Source organism: Pseudochelatococcus contaminans, from assembly GCF_014195635.1.
GTDB classification, from domain to species: Bacteria; Pseudomonadota; Alphaproteobacteria; order Rhizobiales; family Beijerinckiaceae; genus Pseudochelatococcus; species Pseudochelatococcus contaminans.
The window spans coordinates 228,758-252,356 of the sequence record NZ_JACICC010000003.1 but is presented as its reverse complement, the minus strand read 5'-3'; the positions used below and the strand labels follow the sequence as shown (position 1 = coordinate 252,356).

At 62.4% G+C, this 23,599-nt stretch carries 20 protein-coding genes and 2 riboswitches; of the genes, 11 read left to right on the top strand and 9 right to left on the bottom strand.

All coding sequences use genetic code 11. The features are described 5' to 3' along the window. Positions 1 to 134: 134 nt before the first annotated feature. The 3 genes from FHS81_RS07655 to FHS81_RS07645 form a co-directional block, all read right to left on the bottom strand. Positions 135 to 779 (bottom strand): peroxiredoxin, encoded by a 645-nt coding sequence (locus tag FHS81_RS07655; protein ID WP_183751998.1) that lies wholly within the window; start codon positions 777 to 779, stop codon positions 135 to 137. Positions 780 to 963: 184 nt separating this feature from the next. After that, positions 964 to 2,292 (bottom strand): LLM class flavin-dependent oxidoreductase, encoded by a 1,329-nt coding sequence (locus FHS81_RS07650; protein WP_183751593.1) that lies wholly within the window; start codon positions 2,290 to 2,292, stop codon positions 964 to 966. 243 nt (positions 2,293 to 2,535) lie between these two features. Beyond that, positions 2,536 to 3,843, bottom strand: coding sequence for an O-acetylhomoserine aminocarboxypropyltransferase/cysteine synthase family protein (locus tag FHS81_RS07645; RefSeq protein ID WP_183751591.1), 1,308 nt, complete (start codon positions 3,841 to 3,843; stop codon positions 2,536 to 2,538). Positions 3,844 to 4,210: 367 nt separating this feature from the next. On the opposite strand from FHS81_RS07645, the gene FHS81_RS07640 reads away from it, so the two are divergent. Beyond that, complete coding sequence (locus FHS81_RS07640; protein WP_343052449.1) at positions 4,211 to 5,965, top strand: methyl-accepting chemotaxis protein; 1,755 nt, start codon at positions 4,211 to 4,213, stop codon at positions 5,963 to 5,965. 76 nt (positions 5,966 to 6,041) lie between these two features. On the opposite strand, the gene FHS81_RS07635 is transcribed toward FHS81_RS07640, so the two are convergent. From FHS81_RS07635 to FHS81_RS07625, 3 genes are read right to left on the bottom strand one after another with little or no spacing between them, the layout of a single operon-like run. After that, on the bottom strand, positions 6,042 to 9,143 hold the full coding sequence (locus FHS81_RS07635) for an efflux RND transporter permease subunit (RefSeq protein ID WP_183751587.1): 3,102 nt from the start codon (positions 9,141 to 9,143) through the stop codon (positions 6,042 to 6,044). 5 nt (positions 9,144 to 9,148) lie between these two features. Further along, on the bottom strand, positions 9,149 to 10,225 hold the full coding sequence (locus FHS81_RS07630) for an efflux RND transporter periplasmic adaptor subunit (RefSeq protein ID WP_183751585.1): 1,077 nt from the start codon (positions 10,223 to 10,225) through the stop codon (positions 9,149 to 9,151). Then, positions 10,222 to 10,911 carry a TetR/AcrR family transcriptional regulator gene (locus FHS81_RS07625; RefSeq protein ID WP_183751583.1) on the bottom strand — a complete coding sequence of 230 codons (690 nt, stop codon included), beginning with the start codon at positions 10,909 to 10,911 and terminating at the stop codon, positions 10,222 to 10,224. The genes FHS81_RS07630 and FHS81_RS07625 overlap by 4 nt, the downstream gene beginning before the upstream one ends. 186 nt (positions 10,912 to 11,097) lie before the next feature. Between FHS81_RS07625 and FHS81_RS07620 the strand changes: the two genes are divergently transcribed. From FHS81_RS07620 to FHS81_RS07580, 9 genes are all read left to right on the top strand, one after another. Continuing rightward, complete coding sequence (locus FHS81_RS07620; protein ID WP_183751581.1) at positions 11,098 to 11,640, top strand: Na+/H+ antiporter subunit E; 543 nt, start codon at positions 11,098 to 11,100, stop codon at positions 11,638 to 11,640. After that, positions 11,633 to 11,893, top strand: a complete 261-nt coding sequence (locus tag FHS81_RS07615) for an MrpF/PhaF family protein (protein WP_183751579.1) — start codon at positions 11,633 to 11,635, stop codon at positions 11,891 to 11,893. Before FHS81_RS07620 ends, FHS81_RS07615 begins: the two co-directional genes overlap by 8 nt. A gap of 2 nt (positions 11,894 to 11,895) precedes the next feature. Continuing rightward, entirely contained in the window at positions 11,896 to 12,138 is a 243-nt protein-coding gene (locus FHS81_RS07610) for a hydrogenase subunit MbhD domain-containing protein (protein ID WP_183751577.1), read from the top strand. 3 nt (positions 12,139 to 12,141) lie between these two features. Further along, the gene (mnhG, locus tag FHS81_RS07605; protein WP_210281588.1) at positions 12,142 to 12,558 is read left to right on the top strand and encodes a monovalent cation/H(+) antiporter subunit G; all 417 of its coding nucleotides are present in this window, start codon (positions 12,142 to 12,144) and stop codon (positions 12,556 to 12,558) included. Continuing rightward, positions 12,555 to 13,244, top strand: a complete 690-nt coding sequence (gene mbhE, locus FHS81_RS07600) for a hydrogen gas-evolving membrane-bound hydrogenase subunit E (RefSeq protein WP_183751575.1) — start codon at positions 12,555 to 12,557, stop codon at positions 13,242 to 13,244. Before mnhG ends, mbhE begins: the two co-directional genes overlap by 4 nt. Before the next feature lie 12 nt (positions 13,245 to 13,256). Further along, on the top strand, positions 13,257 to 13,625 hold the full coding sequence (locus FHS81_RS07595) for a sodium:proton antiporter (protein WP_183751573.1): 369 nt from the start codon (positions 13,257 to 13,259) through the stop codon (positions 13,623 to 13,625). Next, the gene (locus tag FHS81_RS07590) at positions 13,622 to 16,753 is read left to right on the top strand and encodes a proton-conducting transporter transmembrane domain-containing protein (protein WP_183751571.1); all 3,132 of its coding nucleotides are present in this window, start codon (positions 13,622 to 13,624) and stop codon (positions 16,751 to 16,753) included. The genes FHS81_RS07595 and FHS81_RS07590 overlap by 4 nt, the downstream gene beginning before the upstream one ends. A gap of 90 nt (positions 16,754 to 16,843) precedes the next feature. Then, a riboswitch (glycine riboswitch) is annotated at positions 16,844 to 16,933 on the top strand. A gap of 1 nt (position 16,934) precedes the next feature. Beyond that, positions 16,935 to 17,054, top strand: a riboswitch (glycine riboswitch). 58 nt (positions 17,055 to 17,112) lie between these two features. Next, positions 17,113 to 18,384, top strand: a complete 1,272-nt coding sequence (locus tag FHS81_RS07585; RefSeq protein ID WP_183751569.1) for a D-amino acid dehydrogenase — start codon at positions 17,113 to 17,115, stop codon at positions 18,382 to 18,384. A 222-nt stretch (positions 18,385 to 18,606) separates the two neighbouring features. Then, positions 18,607 to 19,029, top strand: a complete 423-nt coding sequence (locus FHS81_RS07580; protein ID WP_183751567.1) for a GlcG/HbpS family heme-binding protein — start codon at positions 18,607 to 18,609, stop codon at positions 19,027 to 19,029. Positions 19,030 to 19,250: 221 nt separating this feature from the next. On the opposite strand, the gene FHS81_RS07575 is transcribed toward FHS81_RS07580, so the two are convergent. Next, a complete protein-coding gene (locus tag FHS81_RS07575; RefSeq protein ID WP_183751565.1) occupies positions 19,251 to 19,664 on the bottom strand; it encodes a YbhB/YbcL family Raf kinase inhibitor-like protein in 414 nt (137 codons plus the stop codon). Between the two features lie 19 nt (positions 19,665 to 19,683). Next, complete coding sequence (locus tag FHS81_RS07570) at positions 19,684 to 20,037, bottom strand: hypothetical protein (protein ID WP_183751563.1); 354 nt, start codon at positions 20,035 to 20,037, stop codon at positions 19,684 to 19,686. Between the two features lie 269 nt (positions 20,038 to 20,306). Between FHS81_RS07570 and FHS81_RS07565 the strand changes: the two genes are divergently transcribed. Further along, positions 20,307 to 21,143 (top strand): hypothetical protein, encoded by an 837-nt coding sequence (locus FHS81_RS07565; RefSeq protein ID WP_183751562.1) that lies wholly within the window; start codon positions 20,307 to 20,309, stop codon positions 21,141 to 21,143. On the opposite strand, the gene FHS81_RS07560 is transcribed toward FHS81_RS07565, so the two are convergent. Continuing rightward, complete coding sequence (locus tag FHS81_RS07560) at positions 21,137 to 23,569, bottom strand: DUF3141 domain-containing protein (RefSeq protein ID WP_183751561.1); 2,433 nt, start codon at positions 23,567 to 23,569, stop codon at positions 21,137 to 21,139. The two genes, FHS81_RS07565 and FHS81_RS07560, sit on opposite strands and share 7 nt — an antisense overlap. Positions 23,570 to 23,599 lie beyond the last annotated feature (30 nt).

Genomic DNA, 23,599 nt, shown 5'->3' with positions numbered 1-23,599 from the left:
TCACTGCTGGACACTAACTAATTCTATAGAAAACTCAAACTGGATGAAGACGAACCGGCCGCCGTCATCCACTCTTTAACGCCTCGCCGGCCTTTATAACCCGGGAAGCGCTGCCGATCACGCCAGCATGCGTTTTAGCTGCCGGGTTGCTTATCCAGTTCGACCACGCGCAGGTAGGGCTTGAGGGTCTTGAAGCCCTGCGGGAACCGCTCCTTGGCCTCTTCATCCGAAACCGACGGCACGATGATGACCGGATCGCCGGGGTTCCAGTTCACCGGCGTCGACACCTTCTGCCCGTCGGTCAGTTGCAGGCTGTCGACGACGCGCAGAATTTCGGAGAAGTTACGTCCGGCGCTCGGCGGATAGGTGAGCGTGAGGCGCACCTTCTTGTTCGGATCGATGATGTACACCGCGCGCACGGTGATATTGGGATCGGCATCCGGGTGAATGAGACCGTAAAGCTCCGACACCTTCTTGTCGTCATCGGCAAGCAGCGGAAAATTGAGCGCGTGTCCTTGCGTCTCGGCAATGTCCTCGCCCCACTTTTCGTGGGCATCGAGCGGATCGACCGAGAGGCCGATCACCTTGACGTTGCGCTTCTTCCACTCATCCGCGAGCCGGGCCACTTCGCCCAGCTCCGTGGTGCAGACGGGCGTGAAGTTGCGCGGGTGGCTGAGCAGGATTCCCCATGAATCGCCAAGCCACTCATGGAAATGGATTTCGCCTTCGGTGCTCTTCTGCACGAAGTCCGGCGCGATCTGGCCAAGCTGAACCGACATGCCTTCAATCTCCGGGTTGGCGGCGGCGAGCCCCGAAAGCCCCCCTGCCGCATATTGCGGATAGCCTCGCCCCCATGCGACCCGGTGACGAGACCCCTTTGTCATAAAGCACAGTCTATATCACACACCCCGACAAAGCTACATAATCTATAGTATTGCGGCTAAAAAACCGGAACTTTCGATTTCAATCCGGGAAGAACCTGTTGCCCGGCCTCGGCAGCCCGAGGTTTTCGCGCAGGGTGGTGCCCTCGTATTCGGTGCGGAAGATGCCGCGCCGCTGCAATTCCGGCACGACCTTGCCCACGAAGGCATCGAGGCCGCCGGGCAGATAGGGGAACATCAGGTTGAAGCCATCAGACCCCTCGGTTTCGAGCCATTCCTGCATGTCATCGGCGATACTCTGCGGCGAGCCGACAATGGCCAGCCCCGCATAGCCGCCGAGCCGCTGGGCCAACTGGCGGATGGTGAGTTTTTCACGTTCAGCGATGGCCAATGCGCGCTCGCGGCTGGATTTGCTGTGCTCGGTGTCGGGAATATCCGGCAAATATCCATCGGGATCATATCCCGAAACATCATGGCCAAGCGCAATCGACAGCGAGGCAATGGCGCTCTCGGCATGAACCAGCGAATCGAGCCGGGCGCGGATGGCGCGTGCTTCCTCGACAGTATCGCCGACCACGACGAACGCGCCGGGGAGAATCTTGAGGTGGTCGCGCTCGCGCCCAAGCGCCGCAAGGCGGCCTTTGACATCGGCATAGAACCGCCGGCCATCGTCGAGCGTGTTGGGCGCGACGAACACTACCTCAGCGGTTTCTGCTGCGAGCTGGCGTCCGGGCTCCGACGCCCCCGCCTGCACGATCACCGGCCAGCCCTGTACCGGGCGGGCGATATGCAGCGGTCCGCGCACGCTGTAATGCGGCCCCTTGTGGTTCAACGGGCGCATCCTGTCCGGGTCGAAATAGATGCCGCTTTCCACATCGCGGATGAAAGCGTCGTCGGCGAAGCTGTCCCACAGCCCGGTGACGACATCGTAGAACTCCCGCGCCCGTGCATAACGGTCGGCGTGAGAGACATGTTCATCGAGACCGAAGTTGAGCGCCGCGTCGGGATTCGAGGTGGTGACGATGTTCCAGCCCGCGCGGCCGCTGCTGATATGATCCAGCGAGGCGAACCGCCGCGCCAGATTGAACGGCTGCTCGAAAGTGGTCGATGCCGTCGCCACCAACCCGATATGGCTCGTCACCATGGCCAGCGCGGATAGCAGCGTGAAGGGCTCGAACGAGGTCACGGTGTGGCTTCGCCGCAGCGCCTCGATCGGCATGTTCAGAACGGCCAGATGATCGGCCATGAAGAACGCATCGAACTTCGCCGCCTCAAGCTTGCGGATGTATTCCGTCAGCGCCTCAAGGCTGAAATTCGCGTCCCGCCGCGCGCCCGGATAACGCCATGCGCCGGTGTGAATGCTGACCGGACGCATGAAAGCGCCAAGCTTCAATTGCCGATTTGCCGCCATTTTTCATCCTTTCACAGTGGCCGGATAGACACGACCCCCGCCCCGCAATCATGACATCCGCTGATGGATACTGTCAATCGATGACGTGCTGCGGACTGTTCGCCAGGTCGATGGAAACCTGCGATGGAAACCTGCGAATGATCCTGATTTGTGATCTTGAGCAAATTTTGATGGATCAGACTGAGAACCCCCGGCAATTGCTCGCCGGGGGTAATGCGTGACGGAAAAATCGTGTGCCTGGCTTTATGCCCCGCTGGCTTCCAGCGCCTGTGTCAGATCGTTGACGATGTCGTCGATATATTCGATGCCGACCGACAACCGCACGTAGCCCGGGGTGACGCCGGTCAGCAACTGATCTGCCTCGGAAAGCTGCGAGTGGGTTGTGGTTGCCGGGTGGATGGCCAGCGAGCGGGCATCGCCGATATTGGCCACGTGATACAGCAGCTTGAGCGCGTTGATGAACTTGCGCCCCGCTTCCTTGCCACCCTTCAGCTCGAAGCCGACCAGCGCGCCATAGCCGCCATGCAGATAAGCCTGCGCGCGGCGGGCGTTTTCCCCGGTCTGGAACGCGGGGAAGATGACGTGCGACACTTCCGGGCGATCCTTGAGGAAATTCGCCACCGCGATGGCGTTTTCGTTATGCTGGCGCACGCGCAGCGGCAACGTTTCCAGCCCCTGAATGAACTGGAAGACGTTCTGCGGCGCCACAGCCGCGCCAATATCGCGCAACAGCACGGCGCGGGCACGCAACACGTAAGCCACCGGCCCGAGCGGAGCCGCCTTTTCCAGCCATGTCGCACCGTGATAGCTGGGGTCCGGCTGGGTCAGCGTCGGGAAACGGTCGGCATGCTCCGCCCACGGGAAGTTACCGCCGTCGATGATGACGCCGCCGATCGAAGTGCCGTGGCCGCCGATATACTTGGTGGCCGAATAGACGACCACCGCCGCGCCATGCTCGAAGGGCCGGATGGTGAGCGGGGCGGCCGTGTTGTCGACGATCAGCGGCACGCCAAGCTCCCGCCCGATAGCCGCGACCTCGCCGATGGGAAATACCTCCAGCTTCGGATTCGGCAGCGATTCCGCATAATAGGCGCGCGTCCGCGCGTCTGTCGCGCGGCGGAAGTTCTCCGGATCGGCGGGATCGACAAAACGCACTTCGACGCCAAAGTGCTTGAGCGTAGCCGCGAACAGCGCCCATGTGCCGCCATAAAGATCCGTCGAGCTGACGATGTTATCGCCTGCGCCCGCAACGTTCAGCACCGAATAGGCCGATGCCGCCTGTCCCGATGCAAGGGCCAGCGCTGCCGCGCCGCCTTCCACAGCAGCAATGCGGGTTTCGAATGCGTCCGTCGTGGGATTGGCCACGCGCGAATAGATGAACCCAAGCTCATCCAGCGCGAACAGGCGCTCCGCATGGCCGGTATCCTGAAACTGATAGGATGTCGTCTGATAGATCGGCACCGCGACGGCACCTGTGGCGGGGTCGGAGCGGTAGCTGCCGCCGTGCAGGACAAGCGTCTGAGGATGAAGGGACGCGGGCTGGTCTGACATGATTGCTTCCTGTTTCTGGCACCGACTTCGACAGCCGGATCTCACGATACGGCCTCTGTGATCGGTCATTAGATCATAATTTCTATCAAAATTATGGAGATTTTCAATGCAGGTCAGTCGACGAAGTATCATATCCTTTTTCTGCTGAAAAAAATCACAATATACTGAATTCCGATATATTTATTTTTTATATCGCGCTCAAAATAATAATAAACTAATAATTTTTCATGTTAAATATGATTAATACGTAAAATAAATTAAATAGTTATTTGTATTTTTTCATATATATAAAATAAAATTGCATCATAATTTTTTTAAAAAACGTAATTATAAAACATACAATTATACTGCATTCAGGATCATTATTATGTTCAAGAAATTCATGTTTTTCACGAATTTCCGTGAAATGTTTTACTTCAGTAATTACAGCATACCATACAGAATATATCTCTCGTTTTTCCTTAATCTGGCGATATCAGCAATGATCGTCGGTATATCCGCCATCGAGATAGCAAAACTTAATGACAACATCAGTGTCATCAATGACATCAATACAGTTAAGCAGCGCTATGTCATCAATCTGCGCGGCAGCGTCCATGACAGGTCCATCGGCATTCGCGATATCGTTTTGCTGGATAGCCCGCAGGCGCGGCAGGAGAATATCGCCCGCATCGAGAAGCTGCGGAACGATTACGTTCTGAACGGCAAGCAACTGCTGGATATGGTCAGCCAGCAGGGCGGCGGCACGGAGAAGGAGCAGGAAATCATCGCGGAGATCATCAAGATCCGCACCGATACCGATGCCTATATCAGCCGCATCATCGCGCTCACCGAAAACCGTTATGATATCGCGAGCATCGACGAGGCGACCCGGTTGATCGCCGATCCCGTCGCGCAATTGTTCATCGACTGGCTTGCATCCATCAACGCTTACATCGACTACGTGGAGCATCTCAATCAGGAGATCAGCGCCGATGTCAAAGCCGCCGCCAGCGGGTTTTTCGGCTGGGCGGTGAGCGCGCAGGTCGCGGGTGCGCTGATCGGCGTCATTCTGGTTTCACGCATCGGCGCGTCCATCACCCGCCCCATTGGCCGGCTTGTGCAGACGATGAACAAGCTCGCCAGCGGCAACAACGCGGTCGACATCCCCGCCATCAATCAGCGCGATGAGGTGGGCACCATGGCGCGCGCGGTCAGCATCTTCCGGGACAACGCCGTCGAGCGGGCGCAGTTGGCCGGGCAGCAGGAGCAGGCGATCCGGCGCGATGTCGAGCGGGCCGAGCGCATCAGAACGCTGGTGGCTGCTTTCGAGCGGCAGAGCAAGGACGCTATCGGCAATGTCCATGCCGCCGCCCGCGATCTGCATGACGCGTCCTCTCAGCTATCCGAGGCATCGGACGACATGGCGAGCGAAACCCGGCGCGCCGCCTCGGCCACCGGCAATGCGTCGCAAAGCGTCGTCGTGGCCGCCGGTGCGGCGGAAGAGTTGGCGGCATCCATTCAGGAGGTCTCCTCGCAGGCCAGCCGCTCGCATGCGGTGGCGGGACGGGCGGTTGAGGAAGCCACACAGACCGTCAACACCATGGAGGGGCTTGCGGCGGCAGCGGCCCAGATCGGCGAAATCGTCAACCTGATCCGCACCATTTCCGAGCAGACCAACCTGCTGGCGCTGAACGCCACCATCGAGGCCGCACGCGCCGGCGAGGCCGGACGCGGTTTCACCGTGGTAGCCAGCGAGGTCAAGAACCTTGCCACGCGCACCGCTCAGGCGACGCAGGAAATCGTCAGCCAGATCACGGCGATTCAGAACGCATCGGGCCACGCCGTCGGCGCCATCGAGCACATCAACGCCACGATCAGCGATATGTCCGCCATCGCGCTGGCGGTTGCCACGGCCATCGAGGAACAGGCGGCCGCCGTGCAATCCATCGCCGCGAGCGTCGCGCATTCCTCCAACGAGTCGCAGGTAGGCGCGGATGCCATGAACCGTGTCGAGGCGTCGCTGGCCGCCACCGGCAGCGTGTCGCGGTCCGTCGAGGTCCACGCCCACAAGCTGGCCGATGACGCCAATGCGCTGGACACAGCCATCACCAGCTTCCTCGGCAACGTTACGAAGGTCTGATGCCATCATCCGGTGCCGGTGAGGCTGCTGCCTCCCCGGCACCCTGCGTCCGGCAGTTTCCGTCCGGTTGTTCCCGTCAGGCCATCCTTCTGGAGCGTGCCCTGTCTCTCCGGGCACCGAGGTTGGCAATCGCCATCAGCGCTGCGGGCGTCACCACCAGCGTCAGGATGGTCGCGAAGCCGAGGCCGAAGACGATGGCGGTGGCAAGGTGCGTCCACCATTGCGTCGATGGCGCACCGACATCCACTGTGCGGGCGACGAAATCCAGATTGATGCCGAACGCGATGGCAAGCACGCCGAGCAGCGCGGTCACCGCCGTAAGCACCACCGGGCGGGCGCGCTCGCGGCAGGTTTCCAGAATGGCGTCATAGGCGGCGACACCCTCGTCCCGCAACCGCTCGTAGGTATCGATCAGCACGATATTGTTGTTCACGATGACGCCGGCGTTGGCGATGATGCCGATGCCGGTCATCACCACGCCGAACGCCTGCCCCATGACCATGAGGCCGATGAGCACGCCGATGGTGGAGAGCACCACCGCAGTCAGCACGAGGAACACGCTGGAGAACTTGTTGAACTGCGCCAGCAGGATGGCGAAGATCAGGAAGATCGCCGCGCCGAACGCGCTGACAAGGAATGCCCCGGCCTTCTCGCGTTCCTCGTCCTCACCCTTCATGCGATAGGTGATGCCCGGCGGCAGGCCGGACGCCGCCATCTCGTCCATCACCGCCTTCTGCACCGCAGCCGTCTGCACGCCCTCGGCCACGTTGGCCGTGACGGTCACGACGCGCCGGCTGTTGACGCGGTTGATCATGCCCACGCGCGGCTCCGGCTCACGGGTGACGAAATTGCCCACCGGCACCGAGCCGCGCGCGGTGTTGATGCGCAGGTTGTCCAGCTCATCGAGATTTCGCCGCGCCTCCGGGAAACGCACCAGAATGTCCACCGACTTGTCGGTGTCCGAAGGGCGGTATTCGGCGATCTTGACGCCGTTGGTGACAAGCTGCACCGCCGTCCCGACGATCAGCGGGTTGATCTCGAACTTCGCCGCCTCGGCCTTGTTGACCGTCAGCCGCCAGTCGATGCCCGGCAGCGGCAGGCCGTCATCCACGTCACGCGTGTCGCCACGCGCCCGCAGGGCGGTGGCGGCCTTGCGCGCGGTGGCGAAGATGGCGTCCGGATCGGTGCCTGAAATTTCCAGGGTGATCGGCTTGCCCGTGGGCGGGCCGGCGCGCGGTTCGTTGACCTCGATGATGACGCCGGGAATATCGCTGGTCTTCTGGCGGATCTCCGCGAGGATTTCATGCGCCTTGCGCCGCTTGCGCCAGTCCACGAACTCGAACTGCACGGTGCCGATGGTGTCTTCGGTCACCTCGTCCGAGCCGCGCTGTCCCTCGCCGGCGCGGGCATAGATGGTTTCCAACTCCGGCATCCCGGCCAGTCGCTCCTCCACCTGCCGCACCAGCCTGTCCTTCTCCGTGATGGACAGATTGCCACGCGCCCGCACCTGCACCAGCCCATATTCCGGCTCAACCGCGGGGAAAAACTCAACGCCGTTGCCGAACCGGCCATAGGAAAACACCACGCTGACCAGCAGCGCCACCGCCAGCAGCAGCGTCGCGCCGGGATGGTGCAGCGCGAGCTTGACCACGCGCATGTAAAAGCCGCGATCCTCCATGCGCGCCGTCGCGTGCTCGTCTTTCACGTGCGAGGCCGCGCCCAGCAGAGCGCCCAATGTCGGCGTGAAGAACATCGCCACCACGAGGGAGGCCGTCAGCGTCGCGATGAGTGTCAGCGGCATGTACTTCATGAACTCGCCGACGATGCCGGGCCAGAACATCAGCGGCGAGAACGCCGCGATGCGCGTCAGCGTGGCCGAGATCACCGGCCCTGCCATGCGCCGCGCCGCCAGCGAATAGGCGGCCTTGGCCGGCATGCCCTCCGCCATCCGCCGCTCGGCGAATTCTGAGACGATGATGGCGTCGTCCACCAGCATGCCCACCGCAAGAATGAGCGAGAACAGCACAACGATATTGACCGTGAGCCCTGCCAGTTGCAGCCCGAGAATACCGGCGAGGAACGACGCCGGAATGGCGATGCCGATGAACAGCGAGGCGCGCACGCCCAGCGCCAGCAGCATGATGATGAGCACCAGCAGCACTGCCGTGATGACGCTGTTCTGCAACTCATGCAGCAGCGAGCGGATCTCGACGGACTTGTCCTGCGTGAAGGTCACCTGCACCGTTTCGGGCCAGCCGCGCTGCAACTCCGTCACCACCTTCTTCACCGCATCCACGGTTTCGATGAGGTTCGCGCCCGTGCGCTTGACCACCTCCAGCGTGATCGCCGACTGGCCGTTGATGCGCGTGATGGAGGTCGGATCCTTGAATGTCGGCCGCACCTCCGCGATGTCCCCCAGCGTCACCGCCGCCGAGGGCGAGGCAGCGATGGGGAAGGTGAACACATCCTCCGGCCGTTCGATGAGCGAGGGCACCTTGACGGCAAAACGCCCGGCCGAACCTTCCAGCGCGCCGGCGGCGATGAGGCTGTTACCGGCAGCGAACAATTCCACAAGCTGGCCGGGCGAAATGCCGTAGCTGCGCAGCAGCATCGGTTCGGCGATGACCTCCACCGCCTCGTCGCGCGCGCCGCGCAGATCGGCGGACAGCACGCCGGGGATCTGCTCCAGCGCGGTCTGGGTGTCACGCGCCAGCCGCAGCAGGGTGCGCTCGGGAACATCGCCACCCAGCGCCACGACGATCACGGGGAACAGCGACAGGTTGACCTCATGCACCATCGGCTCGTCCGCGTCGCGCGGCAGGTCGCTGCGGGCCGTATCCACCTTGGCGCGCACGTCCGCCATTGCGACATCCGAGTCGAAACCGGCCTCGAACTCGACAATGACATAGCCGCCGCCCTCATAGGCGGAAGCACGCATCTCCTTGACGTTGTTGACCGTCTTGAGCTGCGTTTCCATCGGACGCAGGATCAGGCGCTCGGCGTCCTCCGGGCTGATGCCGCGCTGGGTGACGTTGACGTAGATGATCGGCACCTTGACGTCCGGCTCCGCCTCCTTGGGTATGGAGACATAGGCCATGGCGCCCGCAATCATGAGGAAGATGAGGATCGCCAGCGTCAGCCGGGCGTGGGAAATGGCGTAGTCGACAGGATTGGCCATGATTGTCAGCTCGCCTGCCCGGTCACGGTGTTAACAGGGGCGACCTTCTGCCCCTCGGAAACGAAATCCTGCCCCTGCACGATGATGCGCGCGGTCTCCGGCAACCCGGCGACCCAGACGCGCTCCAGCCCATCCTCGACGATCCGCGCCGGCAGGAAGCCGACGACGCCATCAGCATCCACAGAGCGCAGCCCGAGTTGCCCCGCAGCCGAAAACACCAGCGCCGAGCGGGGCACGGATGTCGCCTGCACACGCGCCAGCGTCAGCGTCACCTCGCTGGTCACGCCGTCCGGAACGGCGATGCCGTTGCTGTCCAGCTCGATGTCGACGCGGTAGGTCCGCGTCTCCGGGCTGGCGACGGCGGACACAAAGCGCACCTGGCCGCGCACCCTGCTGCCGTTGGCGATGGCCACATCGGCGGGGTCGCCGACATTCACACCGCCCAGCTCACGCTCGGCGATCTCCACCACCGCCAGCATCGGCTCCAGCGCCACGACGTCCGCAATGGCGGACCCCACCTGCAACGCCTGCCCCTCACGCACATGCAGCGCGTTCACCACGCCATCGAAGGGTGCGCGGATGACGTTGCGGTCCCGCTCGGCCTCGGCCTGGGCGAAGCCTGCTTCGGCGGCGCTGAGTTCCGCTTCGAGTGCCGGCTTCTGCAACGTGGGCAGATTGCCGGTCTCGATCAGCCGCAGCCGGGCCTTGAGTTCCGCGCGCCGCTGTTCCAACCGCGCCTTGGCCTGCTCCACAAGCGCCTCGCGCGCCTCATCGGAGAGGCGGGCCAGTTCCTCGCCCTGCTTCACCACCGAACCGCGCCGGATCGGCAGTTCTTCCACAATACCGCTGGTGCGCGCGACGACACTCACCCGCCGATCCGCCTCGGTGCGACCGGACAGGATGACACGCCGGGCGTGATCTTCCGCCGCGACATCCTGAACGCCCACCCGGAACAGGCGCTGCTCCGCCACGGGCTGCGCGGCGGTCGCGGCGGCGTCTTCATCACGGCCCAGCAGGCCGGAGCCAATCCAGACAGCGGCGGAAACGACGATCAGGCCGGCGATAAGCTGGCTGGCTTTCATGCTGAAGGCTCCTGCGGGGAACTCGGTATCGGGAAAGAAGTGTCGTCGTCCGCCCGCTTGCGCAGTACGGGCATGCCGGAGAGAAGGCCGTAAACGGCCTGCAAGGCCCATTGGAAAGTCTGACGGCTGTCATCGTCGCGATGCAGGCCAGTGCTCACGTACAGGCCATTCGTCAGCGTCAGGATGATATGCGCCGCGGCCACCGCATCGACATCGGCGGCGATCTCGCCCCGCTGGCGCGCGTTTTCGAGCAGCTCGGCCAGTTGATCGACGATTTCCGCCTCGAACGGGCGGTTGATGGCGTCGATCTCCGGATTGCGGGTGGCCTCAGCCCAGATTTCCAGACACAGCACGGCCCGGCTGTGGGCATCGCCGACGAAATACTCCTCACCGAGCTGCCTGAACTGCTCCCAGAAAGGGCGCGTCCTGTCGATGCGGTCGAAGCGCCTGCGCGCTTCGTCGCGGTCGGCCTCGACCATGCCTGCCACAATGGCATTCTTGGAGGGGAAGTATCGGTAGATGTTGCCGGGGCTCATGCCTGCTTCCCTGGCGACGAGCTGCATCGTGGTGCGATGAAAACCGTAACGGACGAAACAACGCCCTGCGGCGTGCAGAATGGCTTCGTGACGCTCGCCACGTGGCAGGGAACGGCCTGCGTCATCGGAAGAAGCGGGTCGGGCAGGCAAGACTGAATCCATGTGAGAATGATCGTTCATTCTCGCTTATGGCAGGCCCTTGAACAGCCGTCAACGGCCATTTCACAGCGCGGCCGAAGTCATTCTTCAACGGTTGATTGATGATGATTGCATCAGTTTTATTGATCTTGAATCACAATATGTATATTTGTTTCTGTCGCAAAACGGATCAGGACCATGCCGAAACCCGTAATATTGAACGTGAAATATTTCACGAACGCTGGATCTCCTGTTCTGTTTTTCTTTCTGGTCGCGCTCTGGTGCGTCATCAATGACTCGCTCGCGCCGATCCTCCTGCTAGCGGGTGTCGCGGTGGCTCTGGCGGTCACGCACCTTGCCTCCGGCGACAACACTTCATGGACGGGCGCCATATGGCGTTCAATCCGCGTAACGCCGCGGGCGCTATGGCATTTCATCGCCTATCTGGGCGTCTTCGTCGTCGAGCTTGTGCGGGCCAATATCTCCATGCTGCGATACGTTTATGCGCGCCGGATCGACATTCACCCCGGCGTCGTGCGGGTGACGACGCGCCTGTCCTCGCCCATGGGCCGCCTGGCGCTGGCCAACTCCATCGCCCTCACACCCGGCTCGCTGGTGCTGGGGCTCGACGGCGATACGCTCTACATCCACTGGCTGGACGTCAAAACCACGGACCGTGCCGAAGCATCGCGCATCATTGCCGGCCCCTTCGAGAACCATCTGGAGGAGGCCTTTGGCTGACGCGCTTCTCACGCTTTCCGGGGTGCTGATCTTTTTCGGCATCCTGTTTTCGGTGGCGCGGCTCGCCATCGGCCCCACGGTCGTCGATCGCGTCGTCGCGGTCGATATGCTCACCGTCATCACCATCGCGCTGATTGCGCTCTATGCGCATATCTCCGGCCGCTTCATCTATGTCGACGTGGCGCTGGTGTACGGCCTGCTCAGCTTTCTGGCCGTGCTGGCAATCGCCCGCTATCTGGAACGGGGGTTGTAACCATGCTCGACCTGCTCACGATCCTTATATCGATCAGCATTCTGGTCAGCGGTGTGCTGGCGGTGACGCTGAACAATATTCTCGCCGCCGCCGTCAGCGCCGGGTTGGCGAGCCTGTCGGCCTCGGTGGTGTTCATCCTGCTTGCGGCCCCGGACGTGGCCATGGCGGAAGCCGCCATCGGATCGGGACTGGCGACCTTCATCCTGCTCTATACCATCCACAAGACCGGGGCGGGGAAGGTCTGAACCATGACCGACATCGCCATCCGCGAAATCATCGGCAGCCTCGTGGTGCTGCTGGGGGCGTTCTTTCTGTTTTCGGCGGGGCTTGGCGTGTTGCGCATGCCGGATGCCTATACGCGCATTCAGGCCGGCACCAAGGCGACGACGCTCGGCAACCTGCTGGTGCTGCTGGGGCTGGGCATCCATAATCCCGACTGGGCGCTGAAACTGCTGCTGATCGCTGGCTTCGTGCTGATGACGAACCCGGTGTCGTCGCACGCCCTTTCCCGCGCCGCGCACCGCATCGGCATCCCCATGGCGCGCAGCACTGTCACCGATGCCCTGCGCGACGACGAGCAGCGCGAGGCGGAGCGGCGCAACGATTCAGCCGACGCGAGCTCGGGCACTGACACAGACACGCGCGCCGATGGAGGCCGGGCATGAGGCGCAAGATCGTCAATGCACTGGCCGTGCTGCTGCTGGGCGCCGTGTTCGCCACTATCGCGCTGGCGTATCAGGAGCGCCAGTTCCTGCGTCCGCTGGCGGAGTTCTACGTCACCCAGACTCCGACGATGCTGGGGCTTCCCAACATCGTCACCGGCATTCTCATCACCTGGCGCGGTTTCGACACGCTGGGCGAGGTCGCCGTGCTGTTCATGGTCGCCGCCAGCGTCGGCCTGCTGCTGCGAGAGACCGGCGAAACGCAAACGCACTCCAATCCACAGACCCGTCCGGCAGGCGAGATCGTCACCTCCGGCGCCGCGACGCTGCTGCCGCCGATCTTCCTGTTCGGCGCTTACGTCATCGCCAACGGCCACTTGTCGGCGGGCGGCGGTTTTCAGGGCGGTGCGATCGTGGCGTCCGGCGTGGTGCTGCTGCTTCTGGCGCGTCCACGCGCCGAATTGCCGCTCGGCTTTCTGGCGATCACGGAATCGCTGGCGGGCGTGTTTTATGTGCTGCTGGGCATCGCCGGCATTGTGTTCGCCGGGGGCTTTCTCGACAGCCGCTTCCTGCCGGCGGGCCAATTCGGCGCGTTCATCAGCGCGGGAGCCATTCCGGCCATTTCCATCCTGCTCGGCATCAAGGTTGGTGCGGAGCTATCCGTCGTCGTCGACAGGTTCCGCCGCTAATCGGGAGAGGTCATGGGAATTTCCGTATCGCACCTTGCGCTGGTGACCGGCTTCCTGCTGTGCCTCATCGGTGTTTGGGGCCTGCTGTCCAACCGGCATATCCTGCGCATCATCATCAGCTTCTCCCTGCTGGACACGGGCGTCCATATCGTGCTGGTCGCCACCGGCTACATCACCGGCGCAACCGCTCCCATCCTCGATGAGGCGCTCGGGCCGGGCGCGGCGGCGCTGCATTCGGTCGATCCCATTCCCTCGGCGCTGGTCGTCACCGCCATCGTCATCGGCTTTTCCGTCACCGCCGTCATGCTGGCCTACGCCATCCGCCTTTACCGGGCCAAGGGCACGCTCGACATCGACGCATTCACGGAGTCGAAAGGGTGAGCGCGCTTTTCCACCCCCTCAACATCTATATCCTCGGGCTGGGAGGCGGCTTCCTCATCCCGCTGCTATACAGGGTCGCCAAGCGCTGGCTCGCGCCGGTGTTCTTCCTCGCGCTCACCGGCATCACCCTCATCAGCGCCGTTGCATTCATCCGGGTGCTTGGCGGCGCTCCCCCCTTCGAGGTGATAACCGCAGGCATCGCGCCGCCGGTATCCATCAGCCTGCGGCTGGGCGTGGCGGAAGGATTCTTCTGCGTATCCGTCAATGTGGTGTCGCTGCTGGGTGCGCTTCATCTGTGGCCGCGCCTGCGCGAGCATTATGGCGCGCTGCTGCTTTATCTCATCGGCGTCATGGGCATCAACGGCATGATCATGACGCGCGACCTGTTCAACCTGTTCGTGTTTCTGGAGATCGTCTCCATCGCCACCTATGGCCTGCTCGGGCTGGCCGGCACGACGCGGTCGCTGTCAGCGACGTTCAAATATATTGTCGCCACCGTTATCGCCTCCACCTTCTTCCTGCTGGCCACGGCACTGGTTTACTTTGTCACCGGCACGCTGTTCATCGATGAGCTGCTGCAACTGCCGCAACCGCTTTCCGGCCCCATCGCCACCACCGCGTTGCTGTTGCTGCTGGCCGCCATCCTTATCGAGTTGAAACCTTTTCCCGCCAACGGCTGGGGCCTCGATGTCTATGAGACAGCGCCGGGCGGCATTGCCGCCTTCGTGTCGGTCGGCGTTTCGGCAGGCGTATTCTTCTCGCTCTACAAGCTGCTGCCGCTGTTCGGGCCGTGGCTGGATCTCATCGCCTTGTCCGGCGGGCTGACCTTCGTGGCGTCGAACCTCATCGGCCTGCGGCAGATTCGCGTGCGCCGCATGCTGGGCTACTCGTCTGTGGGCCAGCTCGGCCTTGCGACTCTGGCGCTGGCCTTGCTCGAAAAAACCGGCGCGCCCCAGCTGATGCCGTTGGTTGTGGGCGGCCTCATCCTCAACCATCTGCTGGCCAAGGCGGGGCTTTTCTGGCTGGCGGATCTCGTGGACCGCCAATCGATTTCCGGATGGTCGCCCATCGCGCGCAGCCGCCTGCTGCTGTTCCTCTTTGGGGCGCTTGTGGTGGCGATCTCAGGGCTGCCGCCCTTCCCCGGCTTCTGGGCCAAGTGGACGCTGGTGCTGCACTTGTCCTCCGCCGGATATGTCTGGACCATCGCCGCCATCGCTATCGGATCGCTGTTGGAAGCGGCCTACATGTTCCGCTGGTTCGGCCGCTCCGTCCATGCACCGGCGAATAATGGCCTTTCAGGTGTGGACCTGCCACGTTTGGACTGGCGCGCTATCGCGCCGGTGACGACCATCGTGGTTCTGCTGGCGCTGGCGGGGCTGCTGGCTGCCTTCATCGCCGCGCCGGGATCGCTGTGGATCGTCACACCGTTGATCGCGGGAGGTATGCTCGCCCTCGTGGAAGCGCTCTGGCCCGGCTTGCCGGGGCGGGCGAAAGCCGCGCTGGCGCTCATCGCACTGCCTGCCATCGGGCCTTTCCTGCTGCCTGAGATGCAGGGTCTGCCGCTGCTGTTCGGCGTTCTGTTCATCGCCGGCGGGTTCGTGGTGGGTCTTGGCGCGCTCTACCGCTCCGAGACGCGCACCGGCTATTACCCGCTGCTGGCGGCCATGCTGCTGGCGCTGCCCGCGCTGGCCGGCGCGAGCACAACTCTTGAATTCTTCGTCGCGTGGGAGTTTGTCACCCTCGGTTCCTATTTCCTCCTCGCGCATGGGCGGCAGACCGGCTCGCAGACGCTGCGCTATCTGCTGTTCTCGCTGGCGGCGGCCTTCTTCCTGTTGGCAGGCTTTGGCCAGTTCAACGCGACCGGCGGCGGCGTCGATCTGGCGACGCTGCGCTCCGTCCTTGATGGCGGGAGCGTGCAGGCAACGGCGGCCTTCGTGCTGATCGCCATCGGCTGTCTCATCAAGGCCGGGGCGCTGGGCGTGCATGTGTGGGTGCCCGGCACCTACGCGCTCGCCGACGACGATCTGTCCGCCCTGCTTTCCGCCGTCATCAGCAAAGTGGCGATCTTCGGCCTCCTGACCGCCGCCTATCTCGCCATTCGCTCACAATCGGGGCCGGATCTGTCAATCCTGCTGGCGTGGATCGGCATGGCGACGACGCTGGTTTGCGGCGTGCAGGCGCTTTTCCAGCGTGATGCCAAGCGGCTGCTGGCTTATTCCAGCATCAGCCAGCTCGGCTATATCGTGACGGCCATCGCGCTGATGGACCATATCGGCTGGGTAACTGCGCTGTATCTCACCGCCAGCCATCTGCTGGTGAAGGGCGTGCTGTTTCTGGCTGTTGCCGGGGTCATTCTTCGGGCTGGCACCGGCGTCTTCACCAGTCTGGGCGGGCTCGGCGCGCGAATGCCGGTGACTTTCGCCGCCGTTCTCGTGGCGCTCGTCGCCATGGCTGGTCTGCCGCCGCTGACGGGCTTCGGCTCGAAATGGCTGCTGATCGGCACCCTGCTCGACAAGCAATGGTATCTGCTCGCCGCCGCCGGTTTTCTGGCCACCTTCGTCGGCTTTCTTTATATGATCCGGCTGGCGTGGAGCGTGTTCCTCGGGCCGCGCGAGCAGAAGAATGCCAACCACCACGTCCGGGAAGCACCCGCCGCGCTGCTCGTGCCGCAGCTTTTGCTGGTGGTCGGCATTCTGGTGCTGACGCTGTATCCCTCGCCCCTGTTCGGACCATTGTCGCAGGCCATCGATCCAGCTTTCGCGTCGTCGCTGGTGTGGCAAGGCATGCCGCTGCGGGAGATCTATGATTCGCTCGATCCGCTGCCCGTGATGGGCGCAGCCGTGGTGCTGTCGCTCCTTGCTGCCGGGGTGCTGGCACTTGTCCTGCGCGCGCAGGCCCCCAAGCCGGCTGGCGATGGGCGTGATGTGGTTGCCAGCCTTGCCGCTCTCGCCCGGACTATCCCTCTCGTCCACCGCCTGCCCACGGCAACAGCCGCGTGGACCGGCGTCGCCGGGGTGACAGTTGCGGCCGCAGGGCGTTTGCGGCTCATCTACAACGGCAACGCACAGACCTATGAGCTGCTGGTGATACTCTATATCGTCGCGATCCATTTCCTCGGCTGGCCGTAAGGGCTGGAGCTGACTTTCGCGGATGGTGCGACGATATGCGATCTTGACCGTTGCCGGAGGCGGCTCCTTCTGTTACATTTGTAACGTCCGAATGATGGATCGGGAGAGACCGGCTTCAAGCCGGCGCCGATGGAGCAACCGCCCCGGAAACTCTCAGGCACAAGGGACCATTCCGTCAGGACAATCTGGAGAGAGGCCCGCCGGGCAACCGGACTGGCCCACCGAAGGGGATGACGCATTCATGCCAGCGCGCGACGTTGGTGTGAGCGCGGCTCAAGCTCTCAGGTCCATGTACAGATGGGGCGCGAGACAGGCCGTTCGCCTGTCGTGCTGCCTTATTTCGTACAGGAGCCCGGGCCATGCCCCGTATCGCCGTCATCGGAGCCGGTATTTCCGGCGTGACCGCCGCCTACGCCCTTGCCCAACGCGGTTATGATGTCACCGTCATCGACCGTGGCCGCTACCCCGCCATGGACACGTCCTTCGCCAACGGCGGCCAGCTTTCGGCCTGCAATGCCGAGGTGTGGAACAGCATCGGCACGATCATCAAGGGTCTGAAGTGGATGCTGCGCAAGGATGCGCCGCTGCTCGTCAACCCGTCGCCAAGCTGGCACAAGTATTCGTGGATGGCCGAGTTCGTCGCCGCCATTCCGCACTATCGCGCCAACACCATCGAAACGACGCGCCTTGCCATCGCCGCCCGCCAATACCTGTTCTCCATCGCGGAAGCAGAGGGGATCGACTTCGATCTCGAACAGCGCGGCATCCTGCACATCTTCCGCGACAAGAAAACCTACGACGCCAGCGCGCGCGTCAACAAGCTGCTGGCGGAAGGCGGCCTTGAGCGCCACGCGGTGACGAACGAGGAAATGCGCTCCATCGAGCCGGCATTGCGCGGCGACTACGTGGGCGGCTTCTTCACACCCTCGGATTCCACCGGCGACATCCACAAGTTCACGCGCGGCCTCGCCGAAGCAGCACAGCGGCATGGCGTGCGCTTCATTCAGGATGCTATCGTCACCAGCGTCACGCGGGATGGCGAAGGCGAAGCCTCCGGCCTTGTTATCCGCTTCGAGCCTTCGCTGCCGGATGCCGGCCTTGCGGAGTTCCCCACCCCGGCCGAGCAAACGGTGCGGGTGGACGCGGTGGTGATTTCCGCCGGCTCCGCCAGCCGTGATCTGGCAAAACAGCTGGGCGACCGCGTCAACATCTATCCGGTGAAGGGATATTCAATCACCGTCAATTCCGACCTGCCGGAGTCGCAGGCCGCGACACCCACCGTCAGCCTGCTCGACGAAGCCGCGAAGATCGTCACCAGCCGGCTCGGCGTCGGCCGCCTGCGCGTGGCCGGCACGGCGGAATACAACGGCTTCAACCGCGACATCCGCTCGGATCGCATCCAGCCGCTGATCGACTGGGTGCGCCGCGAGTTCCCCGGCATCGAGACCGATCGCGTCGTGCCCTGGACGGGCCTGCGCCCGATGATGCCGGACATGATGCCCCGCGTGCGCCGGGGCAAGCAGAAGGGCATCTTCTACCACACCGGCCACGGCCACCTGGGCTGGACGCTTTCCGCCGCCACCTCGCAGCTCATCGCAGATCAGGTCGCCGCCGATTATCCGGTGAAGTAGCGGGCAGCCGTCCAGAGCAGTTTGCGCTCAAGCCGACCCATCGGATTGAGCGCAAGTTGCGGTAAAAGATAGAGTTTTGAGCGCTTGTTCCGACTGAGTCAGAACATCCGGCGCTCTGGATTTGCTTCCCTTTCAGCACATGACCTTTTCCGAAAAGCGGCATTCACTTTCGGCATGGGTAGGCTATAGGGAGGCGACGCGATCATTCCGGGAGAGAAAACCATGCTGACATTTCGCAGGATCGATCAGGCGGACGCACGCCTGCTGATCGAAGGTGCGCGCGAGCGCGCCAAAGCCATCGGCGTGCCGATGTGCATCGCCATTACCGATGAATCGGGTAACCTCGTCGCTTTCGAGCGCATGGACGGCGGCAAGATCACCAGCATCACCATCGCCATCGACAAGGCGTTCACCGCCGCCGCCGCCAAGAAGGCCACGCACGAATACAGCGCCGCCAGCCAGCCCGGCAGCCCCGCCTACGGCATCAACTCCGCCATTCACGGGCGGCTGATGGTCGTGCCGGGCGGCCTGCCTGTCGTGGTCGACGGTGAAGTGGTGGCCGGCATCGGCATCAGCTCCGGCACGCCGGGGCAGGATCAGGACTGTGCCCAGGCCGGTATCGACTTCTTCCTCGCCCAGCGCTGAAAACACATCAATGCCCTGCGCCTGAACAAACGGTTCCGGCGCAGGGCATTTCAATAAATGTTGCAATGCCTTAAAGCGTTTTTAAGCAAAGCGGATACCGCTTTGCGTGAAGAAAACGCGTAAAACCAATAAGATAGAGCATTTCTGCGTTTCAACGAAATGCCGAAATGCTCTAGGCATGCAGTCCGAGCGCTCTCCGGTTTATGGCGCGCAGGGCAAACCTATTCCGGGAATTTGCGCAGCGCCGATCCGCGCGCGATGACTTTCCCGTTGGCGTCAAGCGCGGTGACAGTCCACTCATAATCATGGACTTGCGGCGCAGGCGGGTTGGGACCGTTATAGCTGCCAACGAGCCTCCCGCAGGGAATGGACGCGGTGCTGCCGCCAGCAACCGGAACCTCTCCTCCGCCGTGATTATAAGACGGAACGTGCCTGTCGGTCATGCGCAGGCGCAATTTGCTTGCCCCTTCCGGAATGTTGCCGATCCGGAACGACGGCGAGGCTGCTCCGCACCAGTTGAATGCGACGGACAGTTCCTGCGGAGCCGCGCTGCCGGCAGAGCCGGCTTGATTAGCATTACAGCCAGCCAGCGCAAGCGCCACAGCGGCAAACATACATAATCTGATGGTCGTCATATTTTCATAGCTCCGATGATCACTGAACTGTTACAGACACCTTGTCCTCGAAGATGAGCAGGGTTTCACTGCCCTTCTGCGTTGCTGTGAAGCGAACGGCTCTGGCTGGCGTTATGCCCTTGCAGCTTTTGCTGCTGACCTCGCCCGGCCCTCCATCCGAAAATCGCCCGAGCGCCGTTGGCGGCAGACTGGAACTCAACTGGCTCCAGGAAGGTGGCGGCGCACCGCAGTCTCCCCGAACGCCCTTCAGAACAACCGTTTCCCCAACCTTGAGCGTGACATTGCGCCGATAGGGAATACCCTCGGCGGAAACGCCGCCGCACGACACCGCAAAAATCAGCCCACTTAGAGCCAAATAACCGCGCAGTCCCATTAATAATCTCCACATGATGACGAAAGATATACTATAATCAAATAATTTTATCTAAAAATTATTATATTATATTTGTATATAATTGAGTTAGTCATTATATATATCAAATTATTACATAATAAAATTTTCTTTATTCGTCAGATCCGGCTTGTTACATTCTATGAACTTGGAATGATAGAAGGAAATGTGAAAACTTCAGGAAAAATTAGAAAAACAAGATAATATTCCTTTCATATCAATACGTTGAATTGCGACCAGATGGACCGTCCATGATAATGAGAGATGTCTCGCCGCCGGATGAATCAGGCGCCGATGCCCCCGCCAGGTACGAACAGTGGTCACTTTTGCTGGACAGATTGTGCGTTGAAAAAGGCCATGCCGACAACAGATCGCTGGCGAGCACCTATTGTGCCGCCGCAAAAAAAGAGACGGCAGGCGATTACGCATCTGCGCTCAAGAATCTGGAAAACTGGCGTTCCGGCAGTCATGCGCCCAGCCGGCGCAATTTCCGCATCCTGACGCAGATTCTCGGCATTCAGGAGCGCGATGAAGCATGGGACGACTGGAACGCGCTTTATCAGAAGACACAGCGCCGCAAGCCGGCGACGGAGGCCGAGATGCTTCAGCTTCCGGAGGAACCCTTGCCGGAAACTTTTCCGCGCTGGCGCGGCACCGGCCTGCTTGCCGCTGGACTCGCGGTGACAATTGCCGCCGCCCTGATCGCTCCGGCAGTGCACCACTATCTGTCACAACCTGACAGCTCTCAGCTGGCATCCATGCCTGATGCCGTCGACGTTGACGGAACGTTGTTTTACATGCGCAGCACGGTGCGGGTAGCGGTTGGAGAATCGCTGATTGTTCACGGCAATCGCGGCGACTGCGGCGAGCAGCCGCCTTCGTGGCAGGATACGCTGGCGAACCTGCCACCGATGACTATCGGCCGGTGGTCAGATGGCGGTGTGGGCAAACGCGGCAGCAACACATGCGGCGGCCCCACGCCTGCGCGCGCGGTGGTGTTTACCGGCACTCAGCCGGGAGAAGACAAGATCATGCTCTATGGCGATCTTGTCTTCATCCGGGTCGACAGCCAAAAAGTCGATCAGTGAGCGACTTCCCGCGTGTCATCGTCGCGCGTGACGGGAGTATCCAGACCCAGCACCCGCCGGAAAGCCTCGAAAGTCGCAGCCGCCTTCGGGTCGGCGTCTTCCAGCGGCCCCAGCACATAGTGCACGGCCTCGACAGCCTGCTGGCGCTCTTCCTGCGTGTGCAGCAGATCCGGCAAGGTTTCCAGCGCCTGCTCACGCGCAAATTGAACGTTCAGCCCCTGCTCGTGAATGATCGCAGCGCGCTGGGTTGCGCCGAGCGCGCTGAACGGTTCCGTCTTGTTGAGCAGATGGGTTGAACGCTCCAGCCTGTCCTTGCGCACGTTGCCGCGCGATTCCGCCAGCAGGATCAGCATGCGGATCACCGCATCGGCATATCCACCCCGGCTGATGTGGCTCAACGCGGATTGGACTTCCGGCAGCGCGAACAGTTCGTCCTTGGATTTGCGCGTGCGCTCATAGGCATAGCGGCGGCCGAACCAGCGCATGTAGGGCGTTGCGTAAATCGAGAAGAACATCCGCTCGTACCACGCGTTACGCAGGTCGCGCATGATGTCGACGGATTGCTCGAAGGTGTCGGCCCACAGATTTTCCAGCTGCACGAACGGGTTGTCGGCAGCGGCGGCGGCGCGGTTCTCCACCACCTGCTCCGCTACCGGGCGCAACTGCTGCAACACCGGGTTGCGGGACGAAAACAGGCTGCGCTGCAAGCGCAGCGGGTGCAATGTGCGGGACAACTCCGCCGTCGCCTGCGTCACCGCCATCTGCACGTAAGGCCGCACCGCGATGTCATAAAAATCGCCCTGCAATTCCGACAACCGCGCCACTGCCGCGAAGGCGGTTTCCTCACGCCGGCCGCCAGCGGCGCTGGGAAGATCCGACGTCTTGCGCTCGACGAACGACACCTGAAACCGCTGCTCGGCCCCGACGCCAACGACGTCCTCGATCACCATCTCGTAAAGACCGGGCGCCAGCGCCTCGATGGTCTTCATCGTCGAGGCCACTTCGGTATGCTCGCGCCGGGCAATGGACGAGGAAACGAAAATGCCGAGATGCCCCACTTTGTCGTGCACCATATAGACGATGCGCTGACCGCGGATCTTGATTTCCGTTTCGTCGGCGTAGGTGTCGCTGATCCAGTTGAGCGCCTGTTGCGGCGGCGTGATGGTGTCGCCGAGGCTGGTGAACACGATCACCGGCGAGCGGATCTGCTTCACATCGAGGTTACGGCCATGCTCCAGCCGCGCCTCGTTGCGGGCCAGCCGGTTGCCGATGAACAGATCGCGCACGATCCAGACGATTTCTTCCTCGTTCATCAAGAAGAAGCCGCCCCACCACTTTTCGAAATCCAGAAAGCGCTGGCGGCCGGTATCGACTTCATTGAAGTAGTCATAATACTTGCGGAAGTAATTCCGCGCCGGGTTGAGCAGCTCAAAGTTCAGCACCAGCCATGCGCCGTCGAACACGCCATAACCGAGGTCGGACAGCATCATCGGCATGATTTGCCCGCCGATCAGACCGGCGTTGTAGCGGATGACGTTGCGGCCGATCTCGCCCGACCACGTTTCCACCGGCGCGCCATTGAGCACCAGCGGGCCGGTGATATCCGGGTTGCTCGCCCCCAGCAGCAAGGTCGCCCAGCCGCCCTGGCAATTGCCGATGACGACTGGCTTGGCCGAGTCGGGATGCTTCGCCTGCACGTGGCGCACGAAAGCTGCCTCGGTGCGCGTCACATCAGCCAGCGTCTGACCCGGCTCGGGATCACGGCGGAAGCTGACGAAATACACCGGGTGCCCGTCGCGCAGCGCCACGCCAACCTGGCTGTCGAGCTGGGAGCCGCCGATGCCAGCGCCCTGCCCGGCACGCGGATCGATAATGATATACGGGCGCTTCCACGCGAATGTCGACACGCCGGGCGGCGGCAATACCTTCAGCAACACATAGTTGGTGGGGCGTGGCTGGTCCGCACCGTCCAGTTCCAACTCGTAATCGTAGACCAGCACCGGCGGGCAGCCTGCCGCCTCGTGAGTCACAAAGATATCGCCGCGCTCGCGCATCGTATCGGCGTAGAGCACCATCCGCTGGGCGCGGTCGATGCCATAAGCGGCCGCGGCGCGCGCAAGGTTGAGCCACCCGTCCGGGCCGCCCAGAGCCTGCCGCGTAATGGAATCCAGACGATCCACGGCATTGCGCGCGCGGGCGCTGTGGTCGGAGGCCATGCTGTTGGCGTAATGGCTGGAGGACTGGGTCGTCAGGTCGCCAAGCAGCGAATAATCCGAAAGCTGGGACCGCAGCTGAAGCGCGCGCTTCTCGATGGTGGAGCGATTTCCCTGAACGAAGCGCGCCAGCAGGATCGCGTCGTCGTCAACGCCTATCCCTCCTGCGCCGGGAATGCCGGGGGGAAGCGCTGTCGCGAACTGCTCTGCCATGGAAGCCTCCAGAACGATCACCGGAAAGCG